The 9,502-nt window shown below is 37.0% G+C and carries 12 protein-coding genes; 1 reads left to right on the top strand and 11 read right to left on the bottom strand.

What is annotated here, in order from left to right:
- Window positions 1-389: 389 nt before the first annotated feature.
- On the bottom strand, window positions 390-713 hold the full coding sequence (locus tag BM241_RS11445) for a hypothetical protein (protein WP_092282846.1): 324 nt from the start codon (window positions 711-713) through the stop codon (window positions 390-392).
- Window positions 714-900: 187 nt separating this feature from the next.
- Here BM241_RS11445 and BM241_RS11440 point away from each other — a divergent pair, with 187 nt between their 5' ends.
- A complete protein-coding gene (locus BM241_RS11440; protein WP_092282845.1) occupies window positions 901-1,146 on the top strand; it encodes a hypothetical protein in 246 nt (81 codons plus the stop codon).
- A 74-nt stretch (window positions 1,147-1,220) separates the two neighbouring features.
- Here the strand turns inward: BM241_RS11440 and BM241_RS11435 are convergent, their stop codons facing one another.
- The 10 genes from BM241_RS11435 to BM241_RS11390 all read right to left on the bottom strand — a co-directional run bounded on the left by BM241_RS11435 (window position 1,221) and on the right by BM241_RS11390 (window position 8,879).
- Window positions 1,221-1,769 carry a hypothetical protein gene (locus BM241_RS11435; RefSeq protein ID WP_092282844.1) on the bottom strand — a complete coding sequence of 183 codons (549 nt, stop codon included), beginning with the start codon at window positions 1,767-1,769 and terminating at the stop codon, window positions 1,221-1,223.
- 54 nt (window positions 1,770-1,823) lie between these two features.
- Window positions 1,824-2,921 carry a hypothetical protein gene (locus BM241_RS11430; protein ID WP_092282843.1) on the bottom strand — a complete coding sequence of 366 codons (1,098 nt, stop codon included), beginning with the start codon at window positions 2,919-2,921 and terminating at the stop codon, window positions 1,824-1,826.
- 396 nt (window positions 2,922-3,317) lie between these two features.
- The gene (locus BM241_RS11425) at window positions 3,318-3,569 is read right to left on the bottom strand and encodes a hypothetical protein (protein WP_092282842.1); all 252 of its coding nucleotides are present in this window, start codon (window positions 3,567-3,569) and stop codon (window positions 3,318-3,320) included.
- A gap of 393 nt (window positions 3,570-3,962) precedes the next feature.
- Window positions 3,963-4,310 carry a VanZ family protein gene (locus tag BM241_RS13250; RefSeq protein ID WP_394328186.1) on the bottom strand — a complete coding sequence of 116 codons (348 nt, stop codon included), beginning with the start codon at window positions 4,308-4,310 and terminating at the stop codon, window positions 3,963-3,965.
- 343 nt (window positions 4,311-4,653) lie between these two features.
- Complete coding sequence (locus BM241_RS11415; protein ID WP_025747776.1) at window positions 4,654-5,250, bottom strand: DUF5028 domain-containing protein; 597 nt, start codon at window positions 5,248-5,250, stop codon at window positions 4,654-4,656.
- A gap of 1 nt (window position 5,251) precedes the next feature.
- The gene (locus BM241_RS11410; protein ID WP_025747777.1) at window positions 5,252-5,920 is read right to left on the bottom strand and encodes an ABC transporter ATP-binding protein; all 669 of its coding nucleotides are present in this window, start codon (window positions 5,918-5,920) and stop codon (window positions 5,252-5,254) included.
- Between the two features lie 12 nt (window positions 5,921-5,932).
- Window positions 5,933-6,784, bottom strand: coding sequence for a hypothetical protein (locus BM241_RS11405; RefSeq protein ID WP_092282841.1), 852 nt, complete (start codon window positions 6,782-6,784; stop codon window positions 5,933-5,935).
- Window positions 6,771-7,631, bottom strand: coding sequence for a hypothetical protein (locus BM241_RS11400; RefSeq protein WP_092282840.1), 861 nt, complete (start codon window positions 7,629-7,631; stop codon window positions 6,771-6,773). Before BM241_RS11400 ends, BM241_RS11405 begins: the two co-directional genes overlap by 14 nt.
- Window positions 7,628-8,317: a DUF5027 family lipoprotein gene (locus tag BM241_RS11395; RefSeq protein ID WP_025747780.1), complete on the bottom strand. Its 690-nt coding sequence runs from the start codon at window positions 8,315-8,317 to the stop codon at window positions 7,628-7,630. The genes BM241_RS11400 and BM241_RS11395 overlap by 4 nt, the downstream gene beginning before the upstream one ends.
- A 112-nt stretch (window positions 8,318-8,429) precedes the next feature.
- Window positions 8,430-8,879, bottom strand: coding sequence for a hypothetical protein (locus tag BM241_RS11390; RefSeq protein WP_025747781.1), 450 nt, complete (start codon window positions 8,877-8,879; stop codon window positions 8,430-8,432).
- Window positions 8,880-9,502: the final 623 nt, after the last annotated feature.

Below are 9,502 nucleotides of genomic sequence, written 5' to 3'. Positions count from 1 at the left end.
CAGAAAATGGATGATGCTTTGGGGCAATATCAGCCGGTTATGCAGCTTAAATTTAATTTGCTATAAAAACAGTATAATTTATATCTCTATTTTTTGCAAGCCTGAAATGGCATCTACATCTGTTTGGGCATAAAGTTATCGCCCATGCCGGGCACACATAAAAAAGCGGCTTATAAGCCGCCTTTAACACCATGTAAAATGAGACAATTGTACTGATTTTCCTTATTCATCATCAGCATCCGATCCCAGTTCATGTTTTATTTCCGACTGCAACTGAAACTTGCAATATCGATTATGCTGCGTTTCCATTCCCAACGAGAACCATTTGCTGCGGTATATATTTGACTACTAATAAGCATGGGCTTGCACGGAAATTTATTCCCACCTGATTACTGCAATCCTTTCCGTTCAGGAGCAGGAGCCTCACTTTTGATCTGTACCGTATACTGCGTTTTATCACCCTCCTGTGCGGTTGTAAATAAGTTTATTCTTAAATAACTACCATCTTCGCCCTTCCACATCACACTCTTTCCCTGAGCATCTACATTCTTTGCGTCATCAAGTACGCTTAAATCATTTCCAAACGGTTCCGGAAGCGATTTTTCCAAACGGGTTTTAAGTTCCTTACAAAATTTGGTAAATTGATCCTGGTTAGCAGTTGAAAATAGATATTCACCGGATACAAATTTGTCGTCGTCAAATACAAATAACACCGTTTGCTCCAGCTAGGAACTGTTAAAAGGAAAAGTTCCCTCTATCTTCAGCAAGTCATCTCTTACCGAATGATTGTCATTCAATTGCTTCTGTTTCATTACTTCTTCTTTGGATATCAGCCACGGTAAATCTTCAAAAACATATTTCCTCCCTTGGATTCGTAAGCGGATTGTCCGGGATGTCCTGATGTCGAGAAAAAAGCGGGCAAACGGCCCCTATCGCCGGGTGTCTAGGCAACAACAATTCAATTCTCTCTTCAATTACATAAGGGAAGAACTCCTCTCTACATCGGGAAAACCTTCGGCAGGCCAAGGCGGGCGTGAACCTACTGGTCTCAAGGGCCTCCTCGTCCATGTTAACGTGGCCATTCCACAGTTCTACACCCGAGTGGCACTGCGGAAGCTGCGTGAAGAGATTGAACAATTGATTTGAATCCAAAACACTCGTCAAGCGTCGGGTTGGTGAGTCACCATTCCAAAAACAACAACATAGCAGTCATCCCGATGTCATCCATGTATAGACTGATCTCTTTCTAGCATTGATACAATTTCTTGAGTCATCTCGCGGAGTATCTCCAAGAATTCACCTGTTTCCCCCTCTTGGGGTTTGATTTCCGGCTCCGGTATGGCTTCAAACCATCTATGAAAGAGTTTCTCCATGAACTCCTTGGCAAAATGCTCAGTCACAATTCGATCATTGCAATCCGAAACTGACAGAAGCTTTTTCCCATCCCTAAAGAGTACAAAATTCCAAAGTCGTATGTCCTCGCTATCTATGATTCGCAAAAACAATGTTCTTGTTTCGGAGGTCATCTCGCCTTTTACAGTAACGGCTCTTTTCATCCCGCTCCACGGTTCTACTGAAATCTTCGGCAGTTGGAGGAATTCATCTTTCCCCTCACTTAGGGCAGGGTCGTCGGGAAAGCGAGCTTCAAAATGAGAAGCCGTGAGCACACCATACTTAAGAACAGACTTCCATATGCCGTCGATGTTCTTATTACCGTTGGTGCTTTTATTCCTGTCTCCAATGTAAAAATACTCTCGATCTTCAAACATCTCGTCATCACTCCCCATTGAATACGCTTAACAATACACTTTTGCTTAATACCCTCAGTTACTATAACTTAATGAATAATTATTTTTTCTTAGCTCGTTTTCAAGCTTTGTACCTATGAAAGCAGGGATGTTCACATTAATACCTTCCGTTGTGAGTGCTATATACTCATCCTCGCCTAAATAGCTTGGGCCGGTTATCCTGAATTCGTTCACTACCTCCCCATTTTCTTTGATTTGGATATAAACACCAAAAGGACAATTAAATCCACCTTCAAGATAATTCTCCTCATTTTTTATCGCTTTATAAAATTCCTCAGCTAGTGCATTATCGTATATCAGCACTTCTCCACAAGTTGTAACTACTCTTAAATACTTTCCATTTGGCTTTTTGGTTTCAGCATTTGACAAAACCTTTAAATACATATAAAGCTCATGATTTTGGATGATATATTCTTCTCCTCGAAATATGACGCGAAAAATTCCTTTTTCATTTCCTGCCATAAGCTCAAGCTTTTCCCCGTTTTCAAATAAAACCTCAATTTTGTAATCAGCATCAAAACGCTTCCCGGATAAAACATCCTTTTCACGTTTTGTGAGATAAGTACCTTCTAAATCTTCATCATATATAGATAGCGACTGATTATAAAGGCTAACAAACCTCTCGATTATATCCTTGTTGGAGTCTTTTTCATAATTGCCAAAATACGCATTGCCTGTAATAAGGCTTTTTATGCTTATCTTACTTATCCTTTCATAAGAAAGAACAATTGGGGGTTCTAATCCGAAAAAGCCTCTTATGGTCAAATAATTATCCAGCATATGATTTTCTATTCTCAATGCAAGATCCGTTGGTATTTTTAATACAATATGAGATGGATGCTCTTTATCGTCATAATAACAAACACAACATGTTTCATCAGCCCAACTAATATCCACTTCTTGTATAACGTTACCATTGCAAATGATCTTTATTTCATGTCTATAAGGAAGACGTACGTAACTTTCAGGTAATAACTCATCTCTCGTGTGAATAACTTTCAGGAGTTCCCGCGCCAGCGTATCGTCCTTTATCTCAATTTTCCCAGATCTTCCCGCAAAGAGTCCTTCTACAACAATACTATAATCACTGCAAGCATCCGAATTAGCATCCATATCATTTGGGTTTTCTTCATTGTGCAAAGTTTCCGACAGTCGATTTGATTCCGTAATAGTACTGTTATACTCACCTTTATCATTTAAGTTAAATTGCTGACATCCGGAAAATATAAGTAGACAAAACAGTAAAAATACAATTAGCTCTTTTTCACTTATACATCAACTCCTTTCAATTCGCAATACTATAAATGTTCCAGCAAGGAGAAGGTAATTCAAATATTATTTCCCAAACAGATATATAGTTATATATAACAAATCAAAGAGGACTTTTGTGACACAAGAATAAAAAATTTTTATTGTTATTGCTCATGATGAGCACACAATCAGAAATAAGCCGATAAAGCCAGCTTATTTCTATAAAGTGAACGTCATATAAATCTATTGAGTAAAAGTTTACTTTTTATTCATATTGATTAATCCACCAAACCCTCCCAATATTGATAGTATTAAACCTATGAGTATATTTTTCTTAATGCATTGTTCTAAAAAAAGTGTGTAAAGATCTTTATTTAAACCAATTCCCCTATCGATCATAAAATTAGATATTTCTCGATATGCTAATTTTACACTTCTTGATAGTATTAAAATCCCTAATATAAACAATACCCAAAAAAATATTGGCTTCAAATATTTTTTTACCATCATATAAACCTTTTCTCCTTTCCGTGTTCCGATATATTAAAAATAGAGCAAATTAAAACACCTAGTGAACAATACGATACATATTCTATAAGTAATCAATCCAAAATATCTATAATTATTAAAGTTCAGTAAATACTTTCCTTTTCCTTTGTATCCCATAACTTTTCAGCATCACCCAGCAATGTTTTACAGCTTATTCGTCTAAAATTACAGTTGCCGTCTGTACGTTTTGAAACTTCATAGCTACCTTTCGAGAGTGCCCCTTTGGAGAGAGCTCTAATTCAGCTTCCCATTATATGTTACTCCAAATGATAAATATATTTTAAAAAAGAATTAAATTTTACATTATATTTATTCACGATTGATTTGAAAAACATGTGGAATAACTTAAATAAACTATATCCTATTTACGGCACCACATGTATTAAAGATTATATCGTTTACATCCACATACCTAAATGTAAATCCGACAATTAAAGCAATAATCAATTGCATAAGCTCTAGTGAAAAACCTAAGCCAAAACCTAATAATATGACTTTTTTAAAGCTAGTTTTAATTAAAAAACAAATTCCAAAACCAAACGGTATTGTCATAACTGTATTTAGTATAATGTATTTTAAATTATACTTAAGGTTTGCAAACGGTAAAAAATTACTGTCTCGAAATACGTTTTGTCCTATTATAGATCTCATTTCATCATTTAGTATTATTGGGAATTGCGTATATTTTATGACAAAAAACACGTATACATAAAATATTGAATAAAAAAACAAATATATATTGTCTTTTTTCTTTTTCAGAACAGTAATATATATAACAAATTAAAGAAGCCTTTTGTGAAATGGAAATCAAAAATTTTTTCCAACATCTTCATCAGCGACATTTTAAAGCCCAGAAACTAAACTTGTTTCATAGTCTAAGTAATATTTGTCCATTTGCCTCTATTTTTTATAATACATACAAAAAAACAGCTTATAAGCCTCTTTGAACGCCATGTAAATCATGTCAATCATATTCATTCCCATTCTTTAACTCACAATTAATATCGGTTTCATCTCGCAGTTATAATATAAATATGAGCATATTTTATCTTTTTACAATATCAATCATTTTCTTGACAGGATACTTTGATACTACAAGGCTAATTGGATAATTGTCTATATTCTTCCATGTCCTTTTGTTGTAATGATATTCTCTTAAGTCAAAAGGAAGGTAAAAATCCATCTCAGTACCCGGCCTTAAAGCCACTGCTATAACCCCATTTGCCTCGGGATTTACCAACCTGTAAAGCTCAAGATTTATACTGGTATATTGGTCCACTCCTTGTAAAATCCAGTTTGGCAGATATATCCCACCAGTTGTGTTATCAATGTTGCGAAGTGTAATGTGCACATCATAGACCTTATCGGGAGGATATCTATCCTGTACATCCTTTTCCGTTAATCCATATTTTTTTAGATATTCACCATAGTCCATCACTCTCGCACTGTTTACAATAACTTCATAGCCATTCATATTCTCTGTGGAATGCACAAAATAATTATCCTCTATGGCAACCACTTCGCCAACGTCGTAGTGTCTTATTTCGGCATCCTTTGTCTTTCTATTTACATCAATGAAACGAACAATCCACGCCACCATAAGGCATACGGCTAAAACCGAGATTACAATTTTCTTTTTCATATCATTTATCCACTCCTTTATCAGGACCTTCCATCACTATATGATCCACCAGTCTTCCTCTTTCCATCACATGAATTTCATCGGATACTTCTTGCAATATGTCAAGGTCATGGGAAGAGATGATAATCAGTGCACCACGCTGTCTCTCCTGCCTCAATATATCTTTTAGCAGCTCTACACCCGAGATATCCAATGAATTTGTAGGCTCGTCCAGCAAAACAATATCAGGTTTTTCCATAATGGCGGCGGCTATACCAAGGCGTTGTTTCATTCCAAGGGAATATTTTCTGTATGGCCGCCTGTCATCCGGGTCAAGCCCCACCCGTCTGATAGTTTCCCTAATCTGTTCATCCCCTATTTCATTTTTGATGGATGCCAACATCTTTAAGTTCTTAAATCCCGAATATCCATCAAGAAAAGCAGGGTTCTCAATCAAAATACCTACGCTTTCAGGAAAGGTAATATCCTTCCCCAAAATTTTGCCATCTATGGAGATTGTACCTTCCGATGGAAGGATTAGACCGCATGCCAGACGCATAAGCATGGTCTTCCCCGAACCATTTATCCCTTTCAATCCTATTATTTTCCCGGATTCGAACTTTACATTGACGTTATCAATCACCTTATGTCCTTTTATCGTTTTTGTAACGTTAATAAATTCTATAACCATAACCACCCTCCTTTACTCCCTTTTTAAAATATCATACCGGTTAAAGTATATGCTTCCTATAAAAATAGATAAAACAACCATTATAGAAGCTGCAATAATGCCCCCGCCTGTATTTACTCCTCCTTCCATCATAATGCTATTTCTCATCACCATAGAATAATTTCCTACTAAAAATGGGGAAACCAAATAAGCGGAAGAAAGAAGTATAGATGCAGTAATCCCAAAACTATAAAGCGGCCTAAAAAACAAAGACAATGTCATCTGGGTAAGGCACAACCCCAAAGATATAAGCGGCGGAAGTAAAAACAGCGCCACAATTACCTCCCCAGGAGATGCTATTAACGGATGCTCAACTTCCATTATAGTGGATAAAAACTTAGGATCAGAGGTTATCTCAAATTTTATCGGAATTTTGGCAAAAATACAAAATAGAATTATGGTGGCATAAGCCATAAAATAAAAAATTATTACACTCAACATATTCCATATACATTTTGACAGCCACCAGAATATCCTCCCACCGGTACGTATGAGCACGTGTTGTCCGAATGATTCAAGGTCGTTATATGGATAATCGAGTGTGATATAGGCTGGAAGCAGTTGAACGATTATCCATATAGCCGGAAATTTAAAAGGCTCATTGCCGGCAGGTATATATTCCTTCATGCCCTTAAAGATATAAAAAACATAATCGGCCATAGTAATTGCAGGTTTAACGGCGTCACTGTGGGCATAATAACTACTTATGGTGCGGAACAAATCGATGCAGAATACAAAAAACACCAGGACAACTATTAGATATTTTTTATATCTATATATAATCCCGTTTACAATATCGTAACTTAAAAGTTTAAAAAACTTCATCTCTTATCCCTCGTTTCATGCACACGGTAAAAGTAAGCAAAAAGATCACCAGTGCCTCTAAAACAATTATCCATCCCTTTGCTGGATTCTCAATCGGCGTAGAATGAAGAAAATTCAAGGGGGAAATCTCCACATAAGCTATCCAATATAGAAATCTGCGGCTGTAATGAAGCCCGAGCATAAGAAAAAACGGCAGAATTACAATAGCAAAGCGGTTTTTTACATAGAAAGAAAGTGCCATGCTTATAGTCGCTATAAGCCCACAAAAAATAAAATCAATGACAAGATAGCCTATTACAAACAAAAACGGCTGAGTGTAATAAAGTCCCGACCACATATTTGGCTGACTCAAGTGGTAATATATATAGCTTTTGTCCGGAGTAAGGGCTGGAACAACCAAAGCCATTATAAGAAAATTTAGGGCAAGAGGAATCGCTACTGCCAATCCGCCCGAGACAAATACCGCTATGTATTTCGATAAAAAATAATCTTTTTTGCTGACCCTGGTCACCACATTTTTTACATACCCGCTTTTTAGTTCCACAAAATATGACCATCCATATGGTATAGTGGCAAACAGTGGAAGTAGGAAAAAAAACAGAGCAAAAGAAAGCGTCTTGCCTTCTCCCCCTATCCATGAATTGAAAAGCGCATATGCATGAACCTCAGGATTTGTTTCATAACCTAAAAGCCTCTCTATTTCCTGCATCTCTCTCCTAAAATCATTGTAAGCTCCCACCATGTACAGCACATTAAACAGGCTGATAAAGAAGGCTATGGATACGGTAGTTATAAAGAATTTATTGGTCAAAGCCTTGTAGATTTCTATTTTCATTATGTTTTTCATCTCATTACCTCCAAATCCAACTCTACGTAATACCTAATTATATTCGTATTTGCACCAAGACAATATACTACCTCATTGTTTTTTACCAGCTCCCGAGGCACAAAAAAACCTATCTGACAGTCCAATGATTCACCTTTCGACAGAGTATATTTATAATAATTTTTTTGCCAGTCAGCATCTTCTCTTGAAGGGGAGTGGCTGAAATAGGCTATTGGAAAATACGAGACAAGACTGTCTTGATAGCCTATATAATCTCTCTCTATAAGTACACCGTCAATATAAAAATCTTCACCATCGTTTCCCAAACCAGAAGCATCAATGTTCTTTATGGTGAGGTCAAGCAAGACAAAATAATTGCTGCCATCTTCTTTGACTTCTTCAGAGTGAAGCCTTGTTTTGTCGATCCCCGCATCGCTCATACTGTCAAACACCTTTGCGCTGTTTACTGTTAATTCCATTTTACCCCATATGTCAAAAGGAATAACATCGCCTATATGAAATACTCCCTCGCTATAGCGATATTTTTCATCGATATTTTGTGCAGATTCTCCATTTTCTCGATTTTCTTGCCGATTTTTCCCTATCTCTTCAGTCAATTTTCTCTTTATACTGTCTTCAAAACGATAATATGAACAGGCGGTAAGCAGCAAACACAGCAAAAGGATCAAAATCATCAACCTTTTCATGGAAAACCCCTTCCTAAGTTATACTTTGTTTATTTTACGGCTGTGCTTAAAGCACAGCCGTAAAATAAATACCTTTATGGATGTCCATATCCATGCTCTATCCATAGTTTAGTCAATTTACCACTACGTATTGTCTGGTGCTGTCAGGACTCCAAACACCATATGCGACGCCATCCTCAGTAAACTGCTTAATACCCAGCCGAGCTATGCGTCCACCCCTCTCATATATCAGGGTGCGGATAGAACTCTGCTGTCCTTTAGGAAGAACCACATCTCCCCCTATAGTGTCATTATACCAATAATATGTCCCTGTGGTAGAACCAGAAGCAGTGCGATATCCCTCTGCTCGTGCATAAACAAAATATATAGGTGCTTCCTGAAGATGTACATAAACCGAAGTAGTGTTCTCTTTAGCCCTGCCTTCAGTATATCGCCAGTTGTTTCCAGATAAATAAAAGTAAAAATACATGTCTGTAACATTAGCCGCTCGAACCGATATCCCAAATATGGGCATAAATAGAACAGTTAATAAAAGGATAACATAAATTTTTACTCTTCTCATCTAAATCCCTTCATTTTTTATAAAGTACGCTCTCGAAAAGTCTGGGAGCTTTTTTCTGCATGTTCCAGAGCGCGACCTTTAAGCTTTGCTCCTTATTAACCTTCACCCCCTATATTGTATCCTATTGCCCATTGGAATCAGCCCCTCTTTGATTCATCTTCCTAACATATATAACAAATTAAAAAAGGCCTTTGTGACATGAGAGTCAAAAAAATTTTTATTTTTTTGTATTTTCACCGGCAACATCTATATTATAAACGCCACACCAGAAAATGGATGATGCTTTGGGGCAATATCAGCCGGTTATGCAGCTTAAATTTAATTTGCTATAAAAACAGTATAATTTATATCTCTATTTTTTGCAAGCCTGAAATGGCATCTACATCTGTTTGGGCATAAAGTTATCGCCCATGCCGGGCACACATAAAAAAGCGGCTTATAAGCCGCCTTAAATAACATTTGACTTCTCCCCGCCCTGGAAGGGACGAGGATTCTTGACAGCTCCGAATTTCAGGCCGTCTTCCCTATTGGGTGGATATTCCACTCAATAGGGCAACACAGGTGTGGTGTGTACCTCACACCTGTGGGGCAAGCCAATAGCCCTACTACCAGGCTTAAAGAGC

The sequence above is a fragment of the Caldicoprobacter faecalis genome (assembly GCF_900115765.1).
GTDB lineage: Bacteria > Bacillota > Clostridia > Caldicoprobacterales > Caldicoprobacteraceae > Caldicoprobacter > Caldicoprobacter oshimai.
Note: the sequence above shows the minus strand (reverse complement) of the source record. Positions and strands in the feature narration are given on the sequence as shown.

What these genes read in the sequence shown, in the direction of transcription:
- BM241_RS11440 (WP_092282845.1), top strand. Translation starts at nt 901, where the DNA reads ATGTCGAGAAAAAAGCGGGCAAACGGCCCCTATCGCCGGGTGTCTAGG.
- BM241_RS11435 (WP_092282844.1), bottom strand. Translation starts at nt 1,769, where the DNA reads ATGTTTGAAGATCGAGAGTATTTTTACATTGGAGACAGGAATAAAAGC.
- BM241_RS11430 (WP_092282843.1), bottom strand. Translation starts at nt 2,921, where the DNA reads ATGGATGCTAATTCGGATGCTTGCAGTGATTATAGTATTGTTGTAGAA.
- BM241_RS11425 (WP_092282842.1), bottom strand. Translation starts at nt 3,569, where the DNA reads ATGATGGTAAAAAAATATTTGAAGCCAATATTTTTTTGGGTATTGTTT.
- BM241_RS11415 (WP_025747776.1), bottom strand. Translation starts at nt 5,250, where the DNA reads ATGAAAAAGAAAATTGTAATCTCGGTTTTAGCCGTATGCCTTATGGTG.
- BM241_RS11410 (WP_025747777.1), bottom strand. Translation starts at nt 5,920, where the DNA reads ATGGTTATAGAATTTATTAACGTTACAAAAACGATAAAAGGACATAAG.
- BM241_RS11405 (WP_092282841.1), bottom strand. Translation starts at nt 6,784, where the DNA reads ATGAAGTTTTTTAAACTTTTAAGTTACGATATTGTAAACGGGATTATA.
- BM241_RS11400 (WP_092282840.1), bottom strand. Translation starts at nt 7,631, where the DNA reads ATGAAAAACATAATGAAAATAGAAATCTACAAGGCTTTGACCAATAAA.
- BM241_RS11395 (WP_025747780.1), bottom strand. Translation starts at nt 8,317, where the DNA reads ATGAAAAGGTTGATGATTTTGATCCTTTTGCTGTGTTTGCTGCTTACC.
- BM241_RS11390 (WP_025747781.1), bottom strand. Translation starts at nt 8,879, where the DNA reads ATGAGAAGAGTAAAAATTTATGTTATCCTTTTATTAACTGTTCTATTT.